Below are 20,541 nucleotides of genomic sequence, written 5' to 3'. Positions count from 1 at the left end.
CCACACTTCGCAGCACCCTCCCCCAAGGAAACTCAATGAAATCGCACACCCCCCGACGCACCCTGCGTCGAGCGTTGGCCGCGTCAGTCTGCGCCGCGGTCGCGGTCGGTCTCGCGACGGCCGGCATGAGCGTCGCCTCTGCCGAGCCGGTGGAACCCACGCCCGCGCCGGAACAGGGCTCGAGCTTCACCCTGCCGGTCATTCCCGACACGCAGTTCTACTCGCGCTATAGCGCATCGCAGTTCTACCCGAAGTACGGCACCAACCCGTTCGAGGTGCAGACCAAGTGGATCGTCGAGCACCAGGACGAACTGAACATGCCGTTTGCCGTGCACGTCGGCGACGTCGTCGACCAGCAGGGCGTCGCGGGCGAGTGGGAAGCGGCCGACAAGGCCATGGACATGCTCACCGCCGGTGGCGTTCCCTACTCGGTGATCCCCGGCAACCATGATGTCTCCGACATGAATGCCCGCTCATCGACCGGAATCTCGGCCAACTACCGTGCGAAGTTCGGTGCCTCCGCGATGGCGGCGCAGGCGACCGCGACCGGCAGTACCCTGCTCGGCACGTTCCAGGACGGGCTTTCCTCCGCCTATCTTTTCGAGGCTGAGGGCCATACCTGGATGTCGCTGGCTATCGCGTGGAATGCGTCAGACGACACGTTCGCCTGGGCCCAGGGCATCCTGAACGAGCACAAGAACGTGCCCGTCGTACTTTCGTCTCACGCGATCATCAACATCGCAGAAGACCAGGCCTCGCCGGCGTCGTGGTGGTGGGGCGACGTCCTCTGGGACCAGCTCATCCGCAAGAACGACCAGATCATGCTCACGGTCAACGGCCACTTCCACGGTTCGACGCAGCGCACGCTGACGAACGACTTCGGTAACCCCGTGCACCAGATCCTGACGGACTACCAGATGTCCGCCGACGGTGGGAACGGCATCATGACGCTGTTCGAATTCGACCTCACCAACCAGAAGATCGATGTCGAATCGGTGTCTCCGTGGGTGACCGTCAAAGACGCCGACTCGCTCGCCTCCTCGGACACGCCGGTACTCACTGGACCGAACCAGTCGTTCAGTTTCGCCTTCGACTTCGACGGCCGCTTCGGCTGGACCACAGATACGACGCAGGAAGACAACGGAGACCTGTCGGAGAAGGCCAAGGAGATCGTTTCCAAGGGCTGGGTTGGTAACGGGGCCGGAGACGTGCGCGTCGCCGCCGGGGCATCGAACGACTACGTGAAGGTCGACGGAACCGTGGCGCACTGGCGCTTTGGGGCGGTCGAGGAGGGTGTTGTCGACGAGACGACGGTGATCCCCGACGTTGCGGGCGACAGCCCGATGTACCGCAACGCCATCGACACGACCGACCAGCCCGACGAGCTCGAAGACGTCAACGTGACCCATGAGAACGTGGCACATTACTCCGCCGACGTGGGCGCGGTCTGCTTCACCGACGCGACCCGCAATGCCACGGGGCTCGACCGCATGTCGTACATCACGACCGAATACGGCGCCCCCGCGACGTTCGCCGACCTGAACGCAGCCGACGGCTACACCGTCGAGACGTTCCTGCAGCTCGACGCGAACTGGACCGAGACCGCCAACCGCTGGAGCGCCGCGCTGACCCGTGGCGGGTCGCGCGAGTGGGCCGGCATCAACGACACGTCTGACTCAGGCGCCGGCGTCTCCTGGCTCGGAATCTCCAACCTCCGCGAGTACCAGTACTCGGCGGCGACCTCGGACACCGGCGAGAGCTACACCCTCTGGTCGGGCGAGATCATGCAGAGCGCCTGGCACCACGTGGCCATCGTCAACAACCCGGTCGCGGACACGGCGATCATGTACGTCGACGGTGTCGCGGTTCTGCGTAACGCGTCGAGCGTCGGCGGAATGATGGCCTCGGACTTCATGCCGTGGATCATCGGCGCGTCGACCTGGAACTCCGAGGTCGAGCACGGCTGGAACGGCTGTGTCGGCGAGACTCGCATTGTCGACCACGCTCTCGCCTCGAGCGAGTTTCTTTACAACCGCGTCGACATCGACGCGGCCGGTGCCAACTTCGCCGTGACCAGCGACCTCGGCAGCGTGCTCGCTCCCGACGCGGAGGTCGCGTCGTTCAGCGGCAAGGGATTCGCGGGCGCCTCAGTCCGCGTCGAGCAGGACGGCGTGCTTCTGGGCAAGACGGATGTCTCGGCCGCAGGCATCTGGACGGTCGAGCTGACCACCCCGCTGGCCGGCTCGGGGGCGTACGACCTCTCGTTCGTCCAGTCCATCGGCAGCCGTGACGGACGCGCGCTCGAAGCGGTCGTCGTGATCGGCGAGAGCACCGCCTGGACGCCGACCGAGGACGACCTGACGCCGGCGCTCGAGGGCACGATCGACGTCACGCCGAACCCGTTTGTTGCGGGCGATGAGCTGACGATCTCGGTCCCGGCCGGGCACGAGGGAGAGACCGGCTACGTCTTCGCCTTCTCCGCGCCGACGGCGCTTGGAACGGCGACGATCGCGGCGGATTCCACCATGCGAGTGACCACACCGACGAGCCTCGCTGCGGGCGAGTACCGTATCGCGGTCTACTCGGCCACGGGCGCCGTGCTGGGCTGGCAGCGGGTGACCGCCGAGGCGGCCGCGGCCGACGGAACCCCGGGCACCCCCGCCGACCCCGCAACCCCCGGCTCGGGCCCGGCGCTCGACGGCGAGGGCACGCCGATCAGCTCGTCGGCCGCCGCCGGGACGCCGGCTGCGTTGGCGGTCACGGGCGTCTCGGTCATCGGGTCGCTGATCGTCGCGCTGGGCGCCCTGGTTGTCGGCGGCGTGCTGCGCGCACGCCAGGCACGTCGGGCCAGTCGCGCGAGCTGACGCACCACGCGCGAAAGCGGGGACGTGCCGGGTTGCTCAGCAACCCGGCACGTCCCCGCTTTGTCATGCAGGCGAGGAAACCGTGATGCTGCGAAGTATCTAAAGGGTCATATCGGCTATGGTCGCCTCGGCGTCGGCCATCGTCATGAACATCACCCGAGCGCTTTCAGGCACCGGGGTGAAACCGAACTTGAAATAGAACCTCTCTGCGCTTTCGCTTATCGCGTGCACAACGAGTGCCCTCGCACCGACGATGCGCGAAGCTTCCACGCCCTTGCGAATCGCCTCCTGAAGCAACGAAACTCCAAGGCCCAAGCCGGCGAAACGCTTGTCCACTGCCAACCGACCAATAAGGATCACCGGGATCGGGTCGGGCATATTGCGGCGGAGGTTCGACGTCGCGTCATCGCGAGCGAGAGAACTCGCGGACAGGCAGTAATAGCCCGCGACTAGTCCCGAGTCAGAATCCACGCTCACGAATGTGCGCGAAGCGCCGGTCTTCTCGTTCTTGAGCGCCCGCGAGCGCACCCACTCGTCCAACGCATTCTCGCCGCACGTGAACGTTGCAAAGCTGTCACCCGCGCTAATGGGCCGCGGGCGAGAGAGCGAAGTCAATCGCTGAAGACCGAAGGACGGCGTAGAAGGTCGGCTAGTCCGGATAAGGGCTTAGCGGGTTCATCCAGGATCTGATTGAACGCGTCCCAAGCCTGCTTGGACACTTTCAGTTCTCGTTCTTGGCGGATAACCTCTCCCGACTCTTCCACGAGCAGGGAGACGGAAAAGTCGGTCACTGAGCGCCCTGAAATGGCGGCGGCTTGCTCGATGTCGCGCTTCTGATCGGATGTGAGTCGCAATTCGAGACGTTCGCTTTTGATCGGAGTGGCCATAGACCCAGTGTACGGCAAGCTTCCGTACGAAACTACGGACGAGTTGTGCCATCTGCCCGCCGGCGCCAGAGGATCGACTGCGTCACCAGCCGCCGCGGATCGGCGTGTGGCCCTTCCGCGAGTCGTCGGGCATCGCCATTTCCGCCCGCAAGCCCAGGAGTCGAATCGGACGGCCCTCTTCGATCTCCGCTGCGAGGTCCAGAGCCCGAGCGAGGACTTCGCTCCCGTCGGACGTGGCGGGCATCTTCCTCGCGCGGGTCGTAGTGACGAATGGCGAGTAACGAATTTTCAGAGTCAGCCCAACAACGGGTCGCCCCTCGGCCAGGACATCCGCCAGCACCTGCGCGGTCAGGTTCCTCACCGCCGCCTCCACCTCGGCGGGGTCGGTCAGGTCGCGCTGGAAGGTAGTCTCGCGGCTGTGCCCTCGGGCAACCCACGGGGTGTCGTCCACGACGCTGGTGCCGTCCCCGCGTCCGAGCTCCACATACCACGGACCCATTTTGGGGCCGAACTCTGGGACCAGGCCAACTGGGTCGGACGCGGCGAGCTCAGCAACCGTGTTGATGCCAAGTTTTGCCAATCGGCCCGACACTTTGGATCCCACGCCCCAGAGATCCCTGGTGGGGCAACTGCCCATCACGTCAAGCCAATTATCCGCAGTGAGACGAAAAACGCCGGCCGGCTTGGCGAAACCGGTGGCGACCTTCGCGCGCACCAAGGTATCGCCAATGCCCACGCTGCAGTGCAGCCCGGTTCGTTCCAAGACGGCGTCGTGCACCTGCCGGGCGTAGGCTTCGGGATTCTCTGTCTCAACGCCGACAAATGCTTCGTCCCAACCCAGCACCTGCACGGTGGCGCCAGGCCGCTCGCGGAGGGTAGCCATTACCGTTTCCGACGCGGCGAGGTATGCGTCCTGATCGACGGGCAGAATCACAGCGTCGGGCACCTTCCGGGCCGCAATACGGAGAGGCATTCCGGAACCCACCCCAAACGCCCTGGCTTCATACGATGCGGTCGACACCACCGCGCGTTCCGTGGGGTCGCCCCGACCACCGATGATGATCGGCCTCCCCGCCAGCTCCGGCCGCCGGAGCACTTCGACCGCCGCGATGAACTGGTCGAGATCAACGTGCAGCACCCACCGGATTCCGCTCACGCCACCAGTGTGCCGCAACACAACGCTGAACGCATCGGGTCTCGGTGTGGCTTGGTTGACCCCGGGTATCATTTTTCCGAGTCAAACTTCAGGGGTTTTGCAAATTATTCTCAGCGGCTAATTTCGACCTCGACAGGCCCGGTGGCTCCGACAGGATGTGACCTTCTCGCCACTTCCGGGCCAACCGGTGATCTGCATCACCCATGGGCTGCGCGGATTTTGCGGCTCGGACCAAGGTCCGCCGTGAGCGCAGTCTGAAGCTACCCACCGGGGCGAAGAGCAGCCCTGAATCAGCAACGCCTCTCATCGGAGAAGGTGCCGAAAACTGTGAAATTCCATCATGCGTGCGTCGTTGACGAGGCCGACGCCCGTTCACCTTCGTGGTGATCTTCGACTGAGCTAAGGAGCATCATGACGCAAATCCACGACCAGCACACCGGAACGAACTACAGGGTGCGACCTGCCGTGTGGATCGGTCTGGCGATCTACGTCGGCTACGTCGCCGTGTTCACCATCGTCGAACGGCTCTCGGGCGTCGACTACGACGACATCGGCGACACCGCCGGCACCCTCTTCCGCGGCGCCGACATCGCACTGATCATCGGCACGGTCCTGCTGGTGATAACGACGAGCCTGCTCGGCTGGTGGCGGCCAGCACTCTATGAACGCCGCCGCAGCGGTGTCCGCTGGCCGATCATCGCCCCGATCCTTATGACGGTCGCGCTGGTGTTCAACCTCGCAGGCACCGACTGGTCCGCTTACGACGGAGCATTCTTCGCGGCATCGCTGGTGCTGTTATTGGTCGGGTTCACCGAGGAGATGACCACCCGCGGGCTCTTACTCACCGCTCTTCGAAGCAGGCTCGGTGAGGGGTGGGTCTGGTTTATAACCTCCGCATTGTTCGGCCTCCTGCACCTGGTGAATGCGTTCCTCGGCCAACCGATCGGTCCCACGGTGCAACAGATCGTGTTTGCGTTTCTAGCTGGGACGGTGTTCTACATCCTCCGCCGCGTGACCGGGACACTGATTTGGGCTATGGTCCTGCACGCCCTCTGGGATTTTTCCACCTTCGCCTCCGGACACGGCCAAGCGAACGCGCTCAGCGGTCTCAGCGTCCTCGTCCAGATACCCGCTTTCATCGTCGCTTTGATCGCCGTCGCATTCGTCATTCGCGGCGCCAACGAACGCACCGTCATCGACCCGACGGTGCCCGGCGCCCAAAACTGAACCTCTCTCGCGATTGCATGGGACCGCCTGTAGTGACGCGCGCGGGAGTCCGACGGTAACCCAGTGACGTAAACGACCCCACTTCTCGCAAGGTCCTACGCATGACTAAGCCAACCGCAACCGCGATCGCACCCACGCCACCTTCAACACGTCCAACTTGGTCGCAGTCGTTGGCACCGTCGCCTACACGATCTGTGCGGTCGTGCTCCTCATCTTCACTCGTGGTGATGCACAGGGCCGAGCCCACGCCGACGAGACGCCACGCGAGCTCGCCACACGCTCCGTATAACGGGGCTCCGCTTCCACCCCCTGCGATAAAAACCGACCGGTCGGTCTGTTTTCCGGTACAGTGTTTTCATGGACCGCAGAGCACTCATCCTCGACGCGGCGCGACAACTCACACTCGAGCGCGGAGTTGTCCCGTCGCTGAACGAGACCGCGAGCACGGCCGGGGTGTCGAAGGGCGGCCTGGTGCATCACTTCCCCTCACGGGCGGCGCTCGTGCAGGGATTGGCCCTGGTCGCTCTTGAGGAGATCGACGCCGCAATGGTCACGGCGTCGGCGGAGGGCCGAGCGGCGGAGACCTGGTTGCGAATCTCAGTGCCGACCGGTGAAGATGTGGCGTTGTTCCGGGCACTGGCGATCGCGCATAGCGCGGTTGAGACGCCCGGCGACGACGTGGCTGCCGCATCGCGGGAAGCGATCGCGCGGTGGGAGTCGATGATCCAGGACGAGACGGGAGACGCGACCCGCGCTCGAGTGATCCGTCTTGTCGGTGACGGACTCGCCGCGAACGTCATCGCCGGCATCGAACTGGCCCCCACGGAGGCCGAGCTCGATGCCCTCCTTGATGTACTCGTGCGCCGTCCGGGACGGGACGGGCCGTGAGCGGGCCGCTTCTGCTCGCTATCGCCGGGCTCGCAGCGCTGGACGCGTTCAACCCGGCCACGATCGTCGCAGTGACACTGATTCTCCTCGCCGCCCCGGGGCGCCCTGGTCTGACGGCGTTGGTGACTGTGCTCGGTGCAGCGCTCACGGTGTTCGGCGCCGGCGCCGCCCTGTTTCTCGGCGCGGGCGCAGCTACCGGGGCTGTCGATGGCATCGTGCAAGGCATCCGTTACGTCGCCTTCGCGGCCGCCGGCCTTGTGCTGATCCTGTCCGGCGTCCGCCGGTTCCGCACCCGACCCCGCGCCCCGATCGCGCTGCCCACCTGGTTCACCCCGTGGACGGCGCTCCCGTTCGGCGCACTGCTCACGGGCGCAGACTTACCCAACGCTTTCCCGTACTTCATCGCGATTGAACGCCTTCTCGACGCCCAGGTCACCCCCGGGGAAGGACTTCTCATCCTCGCCGGGTACGCCGTGATCTACTGCTTTCCCTGCCTCGTGCTCCTCGCCGTCGGCGTCCTCGCCCGCCGGCGGACGCACGCGCTGCTCTCCCGCATCACCAGGCGCCTCGGCACCGGCGACGTCGCAGCATCGCCGGTGGCAGCGGTCGCACTGATCCTGCTCGGCGCCCTTGTCGCCTCACTGCCCTTCTGGGCGCTGCGCTGACCGTCGCGCTAAAGGAGCTTTGAATACAACGCATTCACAGGGCGATCCGGCCGGGCAAGATGATCTCTAACGATCGGGAAGGAAGCCGATGCAGAGAACATCTGCCCGGAAGGCGGGGATTGCAGGAATCATCCTGGCGGTCGTCGGAGCGGCGCTCTTTGCGGCCGCAACAGTGGCGTCCGCGATTCAGTACAACCTCGACGAGGACGTCGAGGGCAGTTTCACAGGGCCGGCCCCCGTCTGGGTCGCTGTTTGGGGAACTGGATCAGTGGCGATTGCCTTCGTCGGACTTGCACTCGTCGCATTCGCTCTCACCCTCGCGCTCGTTGAGCGCCGCCGCCCGCGCACGTAAGTGCCTGTCACTGGGCGCGACGTGACCGTGCGGCACCCCTGGATCACCTGATATGAACGATGTTGCCTGTGTGGCAGCGCCAGTACCGTCGATGACATGATGAGTCGGGTTTCTACAGTGCTTTTAGCCGCCGGTGTTCTCCTGATCACCGCGGGATGCTCGCAGGACGAACCAACTGCAGTCGAGACGCCTGCAGTTTGCTCTTCGGTCAGCTCGCTCGAGGCGTCCGTCGCTGACGTGACGGCCGTCGACCTCGAGCAGGGCGTACTGGCGGAGCTGCAGGACAACCTCACGCAGGTGCAGACCGACCTGCGCCAAGTCAAGGAAGACGCCAAGGACGAGTACGCCACCGAGGTCGCTGCCGTCGAGGATGCAGCCGACTCGGTCAGTTCCAGCGTCGACGCGGCCACTACTTCGCCGTCGGCGGTAGCCATCACTGACGTCCGCACAGCCGTCCGGGCCCTCGGTACGTCGCTGACTACGCTGGCGGATGCTGTCAGGAGCACCTGCTGAGCGCCGCCGAAAACGGCTGAATCACGGCAACCGTTCGTAGCGTGTGAGACGCGTCAGGCTCTGTCGTGAAGAGTGATCTGGTAGCCGTCGGGGTCGGCGAACGCGAAAGTGCGGCCGAACGGGCCGTCGATCGGCGCGGTGACGATTGTGTGGCCGTCTGCGACGAGGGCGTCGTGAATGGCTTGGACATCGGTCGCGTGAAGCCAGATCGCCGCCCCGATACCGGGCTGCACGACGGAACCCAGATCGGTGCCGGGAACGATGTCGCGGAGAGCGAATGCAATCGGCGTCGTCTCGAAGACGACGGCATGGGGAGGGCCAGCCTTGGAGCGGACCAGTCCGAGGTAGCGCTCGTAGAACGCCTGCGAGACGGCGAGGTCACGAGATTGCAGGGAGATGAAGTCGGGGCCTGTTGCGGGCATGGAAGTCTTCCTAACTTTTACGTGTCAGCTTTCTGACACAGGTCACCCTATGTCAGACTACTGACATGAGTCAACACGACATCGGTATCGACCTGGACACGTCGCTCGGCTACCTGCTGAAGGAGGCGTCCAGTGCGCTCCGCGCAGCCATGGAAGAGGTGCTGCGGCCACTGGGGATGACCGTGACGCACTACTCCTGTCTCGAACTACTCGCTCAACGTCCGGGGATGTCCAACTCCGAACTCGCGCGGGGAGCGTTCGTGACCCGACAGTCGATGAACGTGTTGCTTCAGACCCTGGAGCGAGACGGCTACGTCGTTCGGCCAGAGCAAGCGCCGGTCGGGAAAGTTCTTCCAACGCGACTGACGCCACGCGGGCGACGGAGCCTGGCGAAGGCGACCATCGCGGTCCGATCGGTCGAGGTCAGGATGCTTGGCGGCATGACTGAGGCCGAGCGGTCGGATGCATTCAGGGCCCTGCGGAGCATGATCCAGTCGTTGCGCGATGACGGGTGATGCGCCTCGACGGATTCGGGACGGATCATCCGCCATGCAACCGCACAATGTCGGCGAACGTCGCACGGCTGGTATACCTTCCCTAATAGGTATCCGTTCAATGGAGGTATCCCAAAAGGATCGGGCGCGATGCAGGATGAGCAACTACGACTAGTCAGGTGCATTCAGGAACCGATTCGGGCGCCCGGGACCATCCAGCCCCACGGAGCGCTGCTCGCGGTTGATGCGGGCACCATGGAGATCACGGTCGCCTCGGACAACTGCGAAGCGATCCTCGGGATCCACCACGAGTTCCTGCTCGGCAACTCCTTGCGCGCGGTCACGGGCGACGAGTGGATAGCCGCCAACTTCGCAGCGGTGGCGCGAACCTCGACCGCCGCGAATCCGCTGTTGCTGACCATCGGCGACCGGCAATTCGAGGTGATCGTGCACCGCGGTGGTCCTCTGGTGATCGTCGAGTTCGAACCGGTACCGGGCGACGCCACGAGCCAGTCGGCCCAGTCTGCGGTGGCGGTCTACGGTGCGGTGCACCGGCTCGCGCAGGCGCGGAGCCACGCCGCGCTGTGGACGGCCGCGGCGCGCGAGCTCCAGGAACTGACTCTCTTCGAGCGTGTCACGATCTATTCGTTTCACCCGGACGGGCACGGCGAGATCGTCGCAGAAGAACTTGCGGAGGGTATGGAGCCCTACCTCGGCTTGCACTTCCCGGCATCCGACATTCCCGAGCAAGCGCGCCAGCTGTATCTGACCAAGCTTTCGCGGCAGATAGCCGACAGCTCCGGTCCTACCTCGGCCCTGCTCTCCCTCCCCGCTCCCGCGGGCAGGGCGACACCGCAGTCCCTCGATCTGAGCTCGGCGGAGCTTCGGAGTGTCTCGCCGCACCATCTCGAATTCATGCGCAACATGGGCCAGGCCTCGACGGTGTCCCTTTCCCTGGTGCGCGATGGCCAGCTCATCGGGATGGTGACCCTCGCACACCGGACGCCGCATCGCGTGCCCTACCTCCTGCGTCAGGGCCTTGAAGTGCTCGCGAACCAGATTGCGCTGCAGTTGAATTCGATGGACGAAATCGACCGGTTGAAGGCCCAGGTGCGCGTCCGCAATATCCGGGCGAATCTCGTCGGCCAGTCGGGTGTTCGCGACTCGACAGACGCCGCAGACTTCGCCGCTGCACTCTTCTCCGGCGAACTCACCGTGTTGAACCTCATCCCGGCCAACGGCGCAGTTCTGAGCCTCGCCGGTTCCATAACCACGGTGGGAGTTGTGCCGCCCGAGGACGGGATCGCCCACCTGGCGGGCTGGGGGCTGCAGCGTGACGACGCCCAGAGCTACGTCACCGAGTCGCTGCCCGGCCAGTATCCGGAGCTTGCCACGCAACTTCCCGGCGTGACGGGCCTGCTGTTCGTTCCTCTTCCCGGCAGCGGCGACTTCATCGCCTGGTTCCGGCCGGAGATCACCGAAACCGTGAAATGGCTTGGCGCACAGACCCGCGACAACCGCGTCACTCCCCTGTCGCCACGGACCTCGTTCTCCTCCTGGACGCAGAGCGTGTCGGGCAAAAGCGCGCCGTGGGACGGGCTGGAGCATGAGGCAGAAGAACTCAGTCGCGATCTTGCGGGAGCCCTCGTGCGTCATGCGGAGGCGAAACTCGCCGCGCTCGCAATGAGCGACGCCCTCACCGGACTTCCGAACCGTCGGCTGCTGATGGATCGGCTCGCGCAAGCGCTCCAGTCGCCGACCCGGTCGGGCGCCACTTCGCTGCTGTTCATCGACCTCGATTCGTTCAAGCTCATCAACGACACGTACGGGCACGACGCTGGCGACCAGGTGCTCCTCGAGACCGCGCGAAGGATTCTCGACAGCACGCGTGCCGGCGACACCGTCGCGCGGCTGGGCGGTGACGAGTTTGTCATCCTGTGCGAAAACACGAGCACCGATGACGCCGGGTCGCTTGCGCGGCGAGTTATCGAATCACTGCGCCAACCGATCGCGCTGGACGGCCTGTTGCTGACCGTCTCGGCGTCCGTCGGAATTGCCGATGCGGATGTCGCGTCGACGGCTGACCAGCTGCTCCGAGGGGCCGACGGGGCGATGTACCGTGCCAAGCAGCTGGGACGGGATCAGGCTTCGCGCTAGTCGCCAGATTCCGCCACCCGCGGTTCGCTACTGACTCAGCGTCTTTTTACTGACTCAGCGTCTTTTATTGACTCAGCGTCTTTCGCGCGAAAAACTCGGCGCCGCGTCCTGTCCAGAGCAGCGAGCAGATGAAGATGGCGATCGCGATCACAACGAGGCCGCCAATGAGCTGTCCGGTGAACGCGAGCCAGAGTCCATTGACCACGTGCAGCACGCTCACCAGCGCGACCACGAACCGTGCGAAGTCACTCCCCCGGTAGAGTCCGCGACTGACGAGAAGGTATGCGATTCCCAGGGCGATAAGGATGGCAGCGGACCACCCCACGTAGGCGCTGCCGGCTGAGCCCTCTTCGACCAAGTCGGGCAGGACGATGAGCCAGATCACCCCCGCCACGAGCTCGAGGATCCCGAATACGGCGCACAGCGACGCGACGAATGTGACGCCGCCTGGCCGGGAAGTTTCGATTGTCATCACGGGGTTTCCTGTCTGATCAGGGCCGAATGATTGCACTGTAGACCCGGTGATTTGTCTCAGCAATGGGGTGATCCGCCTGTTTAGCTCCGGAGTTCGGGACTACGATCGTGCCTTGTGTTCGCGCTCGAAGAAGTCGTCACCGCACTGCGATCCGCCGGCTGCGTCTTCGCAGAGGAGGAAGCGCAGCTACTCGTCGCCGCGGCGCCCTCCGCCGCCGAGCTCGCGCGCATGGTCGAGCGTCGGGTCGCCGGGTATCCGCTCGAACAGATTCTGGGGTGGGTCGAGTTTTACGGGCTACGGCTCTCGGTTGAGCCAGGAGTTTTTGTTCCCCGCCGCCGGAGCGAGCTGATCGTGCGCGAAGCCGCCGCGATCACCTCGCCGGGCTCGGTGGTCCTCGACCTGTGCTGTGGCTGCGGCGCGCTCGGACGGGCCGTCGCCTCCGCCGTCGACAACGTGGAGCTGTATGCCGCGGACATCCAGCCCGCGGCAACTCAATGCGCCCGGCGCAACCTTGCTTCGGTCTCGGGGCAGGTCTTCGAAGGCGACCTGTTCGCAGCGCTGCCACGGTCACTCCGCGGGGCGGTCGACGTCATGCTGTGCAACGCGCCCTACGTTCCGTCCGGAGTGATCGGTACCCTGCCGCCTGAGGCGCGACTGCACGAACCGCTCGGCACGCTCGACGGCGGGGACGACGGGCTCGACGTGCTCCGCCGGGTTGCCGCCGACGCCCCCAACTGGCTGCGGGCGGGCGGGACGCTACTCGTCGAGGCGAGCGCCGCTCAGGCTCCGGTTGTCGCCCGGTTCTTCAGGCGCTCAGGTCTGGTGCCCCGAATCGCGCACGCGGACGACCTGGACGCGACCGCCGTGATCGGCACGACTCGCCCGCGGCACGGGGCCTGACGCGTTCGGTCAGGCATCGCGCAGCTCGGCGATCGGGAGCAGGTCGACGGTCGCGAGCACCGATCGCCCGCCGGGGTTGGCCCGCGGCGCCATATCTACGAGGGCGATCTGCGTGAGGTGCAGCGCGGCATCCTGCTGCACCCGCCGGCCCCGCTTCATCGTGACATGGGCCCGGAAGCGCGTGCCGGTGAACGCTGGCTCATCCGGCACCGCGGCCACGGTGCGCACCGCATCGACGAGGGTGCGCTGCAACCGGGCTAGCGGCGCGGACTCGACGATGACCGTCACCGGAATGTTCTCCCGGCGTCCGAACAGGGCGTCCTCCCCGGCAAAAACGGTAAAAGATTGCTGGCGGGATGCCGCGCCCGCGATGATTCCGCCCACGTCCGACGGTTCGGCGTCGGAGAGAAACGGCGCCACCACGGTGATGTGCAATGGCCAGTCGTCGACGGCGAAACTGTCCCCGGTGTTCAAGGGTTCGAGCGGCATGACAACAACAAGGCGAGGCATGCGCCGAGTGTAATCGGACCTAAAATGGTATGTGCTCGCTGGGGTACCGAAGGTTGGGGGTGAGCTTGTGAGAGGCAGGATTCGCCGCCACAACGTGGGCAAGCTTCCGCCGTCCGGACCGATCCGCTTTCTCTCGGTCGAACGAACCGTGGAGGAAGGCCTCCTCATCGCCCTGACCGCGGTGCGGATGGCCGTGAAAAACCAGATCATCCTGGGCGTGCTTCGCAACCTCGACCCCTACGACGCGGAGAACTACGCCGAGGTTGCGCGGGGTCAAATCGCCCTGCTCGTGGCGGAGAACGAGGGGCACGCGAGTCGCTTCCGCACCGCGATGCGTGCGCCGGTTGCACCTCCGGCCCTTTCGGAACCCGACTTTGGTCCAGCAGAGGCCCAACGGCTGGAGACCCTGGAGCAGGTGCACACGCACCTGGCCGTCGCGCTGCGTGCGGTGGGTGAGGACGATGCCCGGATCGTGGAGTTGGTGGAGTCTGCCCGCCAGAACGCGTGGGACGAGATCGGCGACGCCTGGATTACCCGGTTAACCGCCCAGCTGCCCGAGCCCCTCGATGCCGGCTACGCCCGCCAGCGCGCGGGACGCCTGCAGGAGTTCGTCTACATTGACCTCGCGGGTCTGGTTCTCGATCACGAGCGCCGGCGCCGCTGAACTCTGAGCCACTGGTCAGCCTGAGCGCACGTCCCTCGCCGGGCCCGCTGGGTTAAGATCTCGTAGTGCCTGCGCTCCCGACATCCCTCACCATCGCCCTCGTCTGTCTCCACACGTCACCGGGGGCAGAGCCGGGCTCGGGCGACGCCGGCGGGATGAACGTGGTGGTGCGTCACCAGGCCGAAGCCCTCGCCGCCGCTGGGCACACCGTGCAGATCCTGACCCGCCGATCGGCCCCCGAGCTGCCGGAGAGCATGCAGCTCGCCCCGGGGGTGACGCTGCGGTTTTTGCGCGCCGGCCCCGCCGAGCCGGTAGCGAAGGGCACTCACGAGGACTTCATCGAGGAGTTCCGGGATGCCATCGGCCGACTCGATCGCTTCGACATCATGCACTCGCACCACTGGTTCTCGGGAATGGCGGCACTGCCGCTGGCCCGCGCCACCGGCATCCCCCACGTGCAGAGTTTCCACAGCATCGCCGCAGACGATTCCTCCCCCTTGTCGGAGGGGGAACGGGCGGAGTCCGCCGGTCGGATGGCCGGAGAAGCGTGGCTCGCCCGCGAATCGGATGCCGTCATCGCGATCAGCCGGGCGGAGGCTGCGACCGTCATCGAGCGCCTCGGTGCTGCGCCCGATCGTGTGTTCATCGTTCCTCCGGGGGTCGACGGTCAGCTCTTCCACCCCACATCGCCCCGCACCGTCGGGCGCGGGTACGCGGTTGTGGCGGCCCGGCTGCAGCCGTTGAAGGGTCTCGACCTCGCTATCGACGCGATCGCTGCGGTGCCAGCCGGGATCCGCCCAGACCTGGTGATCGCGGGCGATGCCTCGAGCGACTTCGCCGGGTACACAGACGAGTTGATGGCGCGCGCGGCGGCCCACGGCATTCAGGACTCGGTGCGCTTCGTTGGCCCGCAGTCCCGGGAGAAACTCGCTGCGCTGCTTCGCGATGCACGGCTGGTTCTCGTGCCGTCGCACTCCGAGACCTTCGGGCTTGTCGCACTGGAGGGCGCCGCCAGCGGTGTTCCGGTGATCGCCGCGGCGGCCGGCGGACTGCGTGAAGCCATCGACAACCAGAACACCGGCATCGTGCTCGACTCGCGCGACCCAGCGGTCTGGGCGGAGGCGATCTCGGCGGTGCTGACCAGCGACGAGCTCAGCCGGCGCCTCTCTCACGCGGCGCGGCAGCGAGCGGAGCTGTTCAACTGGCCACGATCGGCACAGGGACTGATAGCCGTGTACAACTCGCTTGCGCGGCCCGCCTTCCAGCTCACGTAACGATCCAGCTCACGTAACGATGTCCCGGCGTTCGATGAACGCAGCAGCGAGGAGAAATCCGGCGAGCGCGACCCCGACCATGACAACCGCGGGCAGCGGATCGAAGGACTCCAGCGGCATCGCCGAGGTGTGCCGAAAGGGACTGATGTCCTGCACCCACTCCGGGAGTTGCAGTAGGTCGCCGAATTGTCCGAGCACAACCGCCAGCAGCAGAGCACCCCAGCCGAGGGCGACGGTGAAACGCGGAACCAGCGCAAAGGCGAGGGCTGCCGCCGCGGCAAGGGTGAGCGCCGCCGGAATCTGCGCAAGCATCGCCGAGAGTGACGACGGAACCCGCTCCCACCCCTCCCCCATCAGCACAAACGCAAACCCAGCCGCGAGACCCGCTGCGACCACAATCACCCCGATCGTCGCGGCGGCGACGACGACGTGCTGCACCAACCACCGCGCGCGGGAGAGCGGAGCGGCCAGCTGCAGCTCCGCCCGACCGGTCAGTTCCTCCGCCCGCAGACGCAGCACCGCCTGGATGCCGGCCGCGGCGACGAGGATCCCGCAGATTCCGAGGATCGCCGTGGCGAACACATCCACCATGTCTGTCTGCGAGCCCGGCATGACCTGGTTGAGGATGGCCAGCAGCGCGGGATTATCCGAGAGAGCGGATGCCACGGTGGGAGCGAGCACCCCGACGAGAGCCGCAAGCACCGCCGTGCCCACGGCCCAGCCGATCAGAGCGGGGAGCTGGTAGACCCAGGCGGCGCCCAGTGACGTACTCCGCACCGCGGAAGCCCGCGCCGCGCCCGAGCGCTCCTGCAGCACCGACGAACCGATGTCCCGCTGCCCCGCGAGGACAAGTGCCCCGCCGATCAGGATGCCCGCTGTGGCGAGGTGCAGGAGCAGCGGAAGCGCCGTGACCTCGCCGAAGGGGCTGACCCGCTGGGCCCACCCGATCGGCGACAGCCAGGAGAGCCACGCTGGCTCGACGGAGGTGAGGGTGGCCGACGGCGTGCCGAGAGCGTCGCCGATACCCCGCAGCAGGTAGGCGCCACCGACGAGGGATGCCGCAACGCCGTTTGCCCCGCGCGACGACGGCATCGCAAGGGCGGCCAGTGCTGCGACGCCCGTGAAGACGATGCCCACGCCGGCGGTGGCGAGGCCGGTGAACAGCGACCCCGCGGCATCCAACCCCACCACCATCAGCACAATCGCGATCGTCACAGCGAGCAGCAGATTTGCCAGCACGACGAGCGACACCGCGGCCACCAGCGGCGCCTGGCGCGGCAACGGGAGGGCGGCGATCAACTCGGCGCGTCCGGAGTCCTCTTCTGCGCGGGTATTGCGCACCACCATAAACGTCGACATCAGCCCGGCCAGGACTGAGATGAAGGTGAAGCCCTGAAAAAAGAACAGGGCACCGACGGATGTCCCGTCCGGCGTTCCCCGCAGAAAAAGGAAAGCGGGGTTCGACACCGCAACCGCGATCAGGGCACTGCGCTCGGCCTCACCCGAGAACTCCGCGAGCACGGCTGCCGCGGAGACGCCGGCGAGCGCGGTGATACCGCCGATCCACATCGCGAGCTGCCAGCGATCATGTCGCAGCAGCACCCGCCAGAGCTGCACCACCGGGCTCATCGCTGCGCCTCGGCGCTCATCGTTCCGCCTCGGCGCCGCTGTAGTGGCGAAGAAACAGCGCCTCCAGGGATGGGGGCGCCACGGTCAATCCGAGCACCGGCCGCTCGGCGAGGCGCGCAAGCAGCGCGGTCAGATGTTCGGTGTCGACGTCGAACTGCACTCCATTGCCCTCCGCGACCGCGTTGTGCACGCCGGGCAGGGCCGCCACGTCGTGCACCGTGACGCCCCCAACCACGGTGAACGTCGTGCGGGTGAGGTGGCGCATCTCGGCGAGGCTGCCCGTCTCGACCGTTACCCCCGCGCGGATGATGGTGACGCGGTCACAGGTCTTCTCCACCTCGCTGAGGATGTGGCTCGAGAGCAGCACGGTGGAGCCCTCGGCACGAACGCGCTCCACGTGGGCACGGAACACCGACTCCATCACCGGGTCGAGTCCGGCCGTTGGCTCGTCGAAGATATACAGCTCGCTCGGGCGCGCCAGTGCGGCGACGAGCGCCACCTTCTGCCGGTTGCCGCGCGAGTACGCCCGGCATTTTTTGCGCGGGTCAAGCTCAAAGTCATCGAGCAGCCGCGTTCGAAGTGCGGGGTCAGCTCCGCCACGCATACGGGTGAGCAGGTCGATCACTTCACCGCCGGTCAGGGTGGGCCACAGGCTGACATCCCCGGGAACATAGGCCAGTCGACGGTGGGCGTCCACCGCCTGCGCCCACGGGTCGCGCGCCAGAACGCGCGCCGATCCGGAGTCCGCGTGAATGAGACCCAGCAGGATGCGGATCGTGGTCGACTTGCCCGCCCCGTTCGGTCCGAGGAAGCCGTGCACCTCGCCCACCTCGACGGAAAGATTGAGATCGCGCAGCGCGGGATGTGTCCCAAAGCTTTTCTGAAGCGACCGAACTTCGATCGCGTGTGAACCGACGGCAGAAATTGCACTCACGGCTGGTCCTTTCGGGACGGTGGATAGCCAGGCACGCGCCGACGTTACTCCGTGCGGCAGCGGCTCACCAGCCGGTGCGCAACAGCCAGACCGGGACTAATGGCACTGATTTGGATCCCCGTAGCGAGGGACGCTGAACATGGCGAAGGGAGGCACCGTGAAAACCGTGGTGCTGTATGAATCGATGTTTGGCGCGACCCGGAAGATTGCAGAAGCAATTGCCGAGGGAGCCAGGACCCACTCCGAGGTGACCGTGGTTCCGTTGGCCGATCAGGCCTCCGCGAGCGTTGCCGGTGCAGATCTCATCATTGTCGGTGCGCCGACCCACGCTCTCACGATGCCGACGGCGGCATCCCGCAAACAGGCGGTGGAGTGGACGGAGGATCCGAAGAAGGACCTCGAGCTGGACAATGGTGCCCCCGAGACCGGGGTGAAGGAATGGTTGGAGAACGTGCCGGCGTCGCAGAATCGGTACGCGACGTTTGACACGAGAACCGGCCTGATGAGCCACTTCCCGGGGTCCGCCGCCGCACAGATCGACAAAGCGCTCCACAAGCGACGAATGACCCGGATCGCTCGACCCGAAAGCTTCGTCGTGGAGAACTCCGGAGCATTACGCGTTGGCGAAGAGGCACGGGCGACCCAGTGGGGCGCGGCCGTTGCCGGAGCGTCGAGCGCGGCGGGCGCCGTTCCCGCCTAGGCGTCCCACGGGCCGAGGAGCCAGACGCCACAGGCAACCGCCGCGAGGTTCACGACGACCGTTACCCAGAAGTCCACGAGAAACCGGGTCTTGCGTGTCTTGTGGCGCAGCACCCGTTGGGCGGTGAGTCCCCCGGGCCAGCCGCAGGCCAGGTCGAGCAGGTGCAGGGTCGCTTCGGGCACCCGCCTGCGACGCTGTCGAGCCGCCGACTTGTCGTGCGCGTACACGGCGAAGGTGACCACGCTCATTCCGAGGTACAGCCCGGCCAGGGTGAGTGCAAGCATCATGCGCGGGCGCCGGTCAGCCCGCAACTACCAAACATCCGTTACTCCGCGGGCCGGTCGACGATGCCGATGAAACGGCTGCCAATGCCGTCGAACTCGCCCCGGACCATTCCCTCCGCGACCGCAGGAAGCTCGTCCGCGCCGTGCTCCTCGCAGCTGAGGTAGGTGAACTCCGGCCACCACTTCTTTGGGCGCGCCGCCTCGGTGACACCGCAGATCTCGCAGGTCAGCTGCACCCAGACCGGCCGTTTGCCGGTGCGGTTCGCCCGCGATTGCTCCAGCCAGGCGGGTGGGTTCTCCAGAAAGAGCGCGAATTCGGCTTCCGTCTGGCGGGTCGGGATGTCGTGGCGATGCGCCATCTCGAGGGGAATGTCCAGTCGCAGCGCCGCTTCTCGTCTCGTAATCATCAGACCCAACGATAAACGATCCGCATTATTTGCGGGCTCACTCACCCCGCTGGCGCTTCTGGCGCAATACTGGACGTTCTGAACAACTTGAGAAGTCTTCGTATGGAAGAAGTGATCGGTGTACACACACAACGCGTCAGGCCAGATGCCCACCGGGTACCCCGTTGTCGAGGTCGAGCAGCCCAGCACAGGCCCGTCGGAGTGGGCCGACGGCGACGACGATTCCATCCTCACCCGCGTGCGACGCTTGAAACTCAATGGGTGGGAGATCGCGCTCTGGGTGATTGCGGTGGTGCTGATCGCCGGGTCGATACAGCTCTCCGCGTTCGCAACGCAGTCGCTCTACTCGGGAAGCTCGAGCAGCAGCTGCGATGGCAACGGCATCTGCACGACGCCGGACTTCTTCATCTACATGCAGACGGCGACCAGCCTGAGCCCGGCCGGCTTCGCCGGGGGAATCATCAGTGCCATCGTCGCCATTGCCCTCCGCGCCTTCGATAGTGCTGCCCGGCGCCGTGCCGGTTCGGGGGCTAATCCGCAGGCCGCCGCTGGCACGCCCCCGACGCCCCTCTCAGCACCCGGCACGGTGGTCCCTGCCGGCTCAGTGGTCCCCGCCGGCTCGGTGATCGCCGCGGGATCCGTGGTCCCCGCCGGGTCCGTGATCGCGACAAGCGCGGCTGTCCCCACCGCGTACGTTTCGGCCGCGCCGAGTAGTCGTGCAACCACCCACCCGCAATCCGACCACTCGCTCTTTATGCGCCCGCGCGGCCGTGAAGAACACGGAGCCTAGAGCAGAGCTGTATCCGGATTCCGTCGGCTATCTGGGGTCTGTCGCCTATCCAGGTTCCGTCGACAGGGACAGGCCGTTAGCACTGTTCGCTGAGGCAGTGAGCTGGTCGAGCCACTCCCGGTTGATCTCGTGGCGTTCGCTCGATGAGTACTGGATGAACAGGGGCACCCCGGTGTGCAGCCAGATACTGCTGCGGCCGTTACCCGATTCCGTGGCATCCACCCAGGTAAAAAAGAAGCCCTCGTGGCGCCGGAGCTTCGCATTGAGCACGATCTGGAGGTGCGTCAGCACACGATCGTCAAATTCGATGATGCGACCGGCGTCCCCGTACGTTAACGTGCCCAGTGGT

General features: G+C 65.9%; 24 protein-coding genes. 13 read left to right on the top strand and 11 right to left on the bottom strand.

Annotation, left to right across the window (positions count from 1 at the left end; translation table 11 throughout):
* Nucleotides 1-35: 35 nt before the first annotated feature.
* Nucleotides 36-2,864 (top strand): metallophosphoesterase, encoded by a 2,829-nt coding sequence (locus tag B0I08_RS05090; RefSeq protein WP_181243234.1) that lies wholly within the window; start codon nt 36-38, stop codon nt 2,862-2,864.
* 99 nt (nt 2,865-2,963) lie between these two features.
* Here B0I08_RS05090 and B0I08_RS05085 read toward each other — a convergent pair whose 3' ends face one another.
* The 3 genes from B0I08_RS05085 to B0I08_RS05075 all read right to left on the bottom strand — a co-directional run bounded on the left by B0I08_RS05085 (nt 2,964) and on the right by B0I08_RS05075 (nt 4,907).
* Nucleotides 2,964-3,392: a GNAT family N-acetyltransferase gene (locus B0I08_RS05085; protein ID WP_342748162.1), complete on the bottom strand. Its 429-nt coding sequence runs from the start codon at nt 3,390-3,392 to the stop codon at nt 2,964-2,966.
* An 83-nt stretch (nt 3,393-3,475) separates the two neighbouring features.
* On the bottom strand, nt 3,476-3,751 hold the full coding sequence (locus tag B0I08_RS05080; protein WP_106210474.1) for a type II toxin-antitoxin system TacA family antitoxin: 276 nt from the start codon (nt 3,749-3,751) through the stop codon (nt 3,476-3,478).
* Between the two features lie 82 nt (nt 3,752-3,833).
* Complete coding sequence (locus B0I08_RS05075) at nt 3,834-4,907, bottom strand: DNA polymerase IV (RefSeq protein WP_483866720.1); 1,074 nt, start codon at nt 4,905-4,907, stop codon at nt 3,834-3,836.
* 411 nt (nt 4,908-5,318) lie between these two features.
* On the opposite strand from B0I08_RS05075, the gene B0I08_RS05070 reads away from it, so the two are divergent.
* From B0I08_RS05070 to B0I08_RS05050, 5 genes are all read left to right on the top strand, one after another.
* The gene (locus tag B0I08_RS05070; protein WP_106210472.1) at nt 5,319-6,134 is read left to right on the top strand and encodes a CPBP family intramembrane glutamic endopeptidase; all 816 of its coding nucleotides are present in this window, start codon (nt 5,319-5,321) and stop codon (nt 6,132-6,134) included.
* A gap of 357 nt (nt 6,135-6,491) precedes the next feature.
* On the top strand, nt 6,492-7,022 hold the full coding sequence (locus B0I08_RS05065) for a TetR/AcrR family transcriptional regulator (protein ID WP_106210470.1): 531 nt from the start codon (nt 6,492-6,494) through the stop codon (nt 7,020-7,022).
* A complete protein-coding gene (locus B0I08_RS05060) occupies nt 7,019-7,687 on the top strand; it encodes a GAP family protein (protein WP_106210468.1) in 669 nt (222 codons plus the stop codon). Before B0I08_RS05065 ends, B0I08_RS05060 begins: the two co-directional genes overlap by 4 nt.
* A gap of 88 nt (nt 7,688-7,775) precedes the next feature.
* A complete protein-coding gene (locus B0I08_RS05055; protein WP_106210466.1) occupies nt 7,776-8,039 on the top strand; it encodes a hypothetical protein in 264 nt (87 codons plus the stop codon).
* A gap of 96 nt (nt 8,040-8,135) precedes the next feature.
* Nucleotides 8,136-8,552 carry a hypothetical protein gene (locus tag B0I08_RS05050; protein WP_146134320.1) on the top strand — a complete coding sequence of 139 codons (417 nt, stop codon included), beginning with the start codon at nt 8,136-8,138 and terminating at the stop codon, nt 8,550-8,552.
* A 53-nt stretch (nt 8,553-8,605) separates the two neighbouring features.
* Here the strand turns inward: B0I08_RS05050 and B0I08_RS05045 are convergent, their stop codons facing one another.
* A complete protein-coding gene (locus B0I08_RS05045; protein WP_106210462.1) occupies nt 8,606-8,974 on the bottom strand; it encodes a VOC family protein in 369 nt (122 codons plus the stop codon).
* 65 nt (nt 8,975-9,039) lie between these two features.
* Between B0I08_RS05045 and B0I08_RS05040 the strand changes: the two genes are divergently transcribed.
* Both B0I08_RS05040 and B0I08_RS05035 read left to right on the top strand, forming a co-directional pair.
* On the top strand, nt 9,040-9,489 hold the full coding sequence (locus B0I08_RS05040) for a MarR family winged helix-turn-helix transcriptional regulator (RefSeq protein WP_106210460.1): 450 nt from the start codon (nt 9,040-9,042) through the stop codon (nt 9,487-9,489).
* Nucleotides 9,490-9,618: 129 nt separating this feature from the next.
* Nucleotides 9,619-11,625 carry a bifunctional diguanylate cyclase/phosphodiesterase gene (locus B0I08_RS05035; RefSeq protein ID WP_106210458.1) on the top strand — a complete coding sequence of 669 codons (2,007 nt, stop codon included), beginning with the start codon at nt 9,619-9,621 and terminating at the stop codon, nt 11,623-11,625.
* Nucleotides 11,626-11,689: 64 nt separating this feature from the next.
* Here B0I08_RS05035 and B0I08_RS05030 read toward each other — a convergent pair whose 3' ends face one another.
* The gene (locus B0I08_RS05030; RefSeq protein WP_106210457.1) at nt 11,690-12,097 is read right to left on the bottom strand and encodes a hypothetical protein; all 408 of its coding nucleotides are present in this window, start codon (nt 12,095-12,097) and stop codon (nt 11,690-11,692) included.
* 117 nt (nt 12,098-12,214) lie between these two features.
* Here B0I08_RS05030 and B0I08_RS05025 point away from each other — a divergent pair, with 117 nt between their 5' ends.
* Nucleotides 12,215-13,000: a putative protein N(5)-glutamine methyltransferase gene (locus B0I08_RS05025; RefSeq protein WP_106210455.1), complete on the top strand. Its 786-nt coding sequence runs from the start codon at nt 12,215-12,217 to the stop codon at nt 12,998-13,000.
* Between the two features lie 9 nt (nt 13,001-13,009).
* Here the strand turns inward: B0I08_RS05025 and B0I08_RS05020 are convergent, their stop codons facing one another.
* Nucleotides 13,010-13,510: a 2'-5' RNA ligase family protein gene (locus tag B0I08_RS05020; RefSeq protein ID WP_181243230.1), complete on the bottom strand. Its 501-nt coding sequence runs from the start codon at nt 13,508-13,510 to the stop codon at nt 13,010-13,012.
* 94 nt (nt 13,511-13,604) lie between these two features.
* On the opposite strand from B0I08_RS05020, the gene B0I08_RS05015 reads away from it, so the two are divergent.
* Both B0I08_RS05015 and B0I08_RS05010 read left to right on the top strand, forming a co-directional pair.
* Nucleotides 13,605-14,174 carry a hypothetical protein gene (locus B0I08_RS05015; RefSeq protein ID WP_181243228.1) on the top strand — a complete coding sequence of 190 codons (570 nt, stop codon included), beginning with the start codon at nt 13,605-13,607 and terminating at the stop codon, nt 14,172-14,174.
* Nucleotides 14,175-14,239: 65 nt separating this feature from the next.
* On the top strand, nt 14,240-15,448 hold the full coding sequence (locus B0I08_RS05010; protein ID WP_245884563.1) for a glycosyltransferase: 1,209 nt from the start codon (nt 14,240-14,242) through the stop codon (nt 15,446-15,448).
* 9 nt (nt 15,449-15,457) lie between these two features.
* Here the strand turns inward: B0I08_RS05010 and B0I08_RS05005 are convergent, their stop codons facing one another.
* Complete coding sequence (locus tag B0I08_RS05005; RefSeq protein ID WP_106210447.1) at nt 15,458-17,077, bottom strand: ABC transporter permease; 1,620 nt, start codon at nt 17,075-17,077, stop codon at nt 15,458-15,460.
* A gap of 16 nt (nt 17,078-17,093) precedes the next feature.
* The gene (locus tag B0I08_RS05000; protein WP_106210821.1) at nt 17,094-18,002 is read right to left on the bottom strand and encodes an ABC transporter ATP-binding protein; all 909 of its coding nucleotides are present in this window, start codon (nt 18,000-18,002) and stop codon (nt 17,094-17,096) included.
* 148 nt (nt 18,003-18,150) lie between these two features.
* On the opposite strand from B0I08_RS05000, the gene B0I08_RS04995 reads away from it, so the two are divergent.
* On the top strand, nt 18,151-18,711 hold the full coding sequence (locus B0I08_RS04995; RefSeq protein WP_106210445.1) for a flavodoxin domain-containing protein: 561 nt from the start codon (nt 18,151-18,153) through the stop codon (nt 18,709-18,711).
* Here B0I08_RS04995 and B0I08_RS04990 read toward each other — a convergent pair.
* Entirely contained in the window at nt 18,708-18,998 is a 291-nt protein-coding gene (locus B0I08_RS04990; RefSeq protein WP_106210443.1) for a DUF1294 domain-containing protein, read from the bottom strand. The genes B0I08_RS04995 and B0I08_RS04990 overlap by 4 nt on opposite strands.
* 38 nt (nt 18,999-19,036) lie before the next feature.
* Nucleotides 19,037-19,402, bottom strand: a complete 366-nt coding sequence (locus B0I08_RS04985; protein ID WP_106210441.1) for a hypothetical protein — start codon at nt 19,400-19,402, stop codon at nt 19,037-19,039.
* 118 nt (nt 19,403-19,520) lie between these two features.
* On the opposite strand from B0I08_RS04985, the gene B0I08_RS04980 reads away from it, so the two are divergent.
* Nucleotides 19,521-20,192, top strand: a complete 672-nt coding sequence (locus B0I08_RS04980) for a hypothetical protein (RefSeq protein ID WP_146134318.1) — start codon at nt 19,521-19,523, stop codon at nt 20,190-20,192.
* Between the two features lie 45 nt (nt 20,193-20,237).
* Here the strand turns inward: B0I08_RS04980 and B0I08_RS04975 are convergent, their stop codons facing one another.
* Nucleotides 20,238-20,537, bottom strand: a complete 300-nt coding sequence (locus B0I08_RS04975; protein ID WP_106210437.1) for a DUF7882 family protein — start codon at nt 20,535-20,537, stop codon at nt 20,238-20,240.
* Nucleotides 20,538-20,541 lie beyond the last annotated feature (4 nt).

It is taken from the genome of Glaciihabitans tibetensis, from assembly GCF_003003265.1.
GTDB classification, from domain to species: Bacteria; Actinomycetota; Actinomycetes; order Actinomycetales; family Microbacteriaceae; genus Glaciihabitans; species Glaciihabitans tibetensis.
This window is presented reverse-complemented; position numbering and strand designations above follow the sequence as displayed.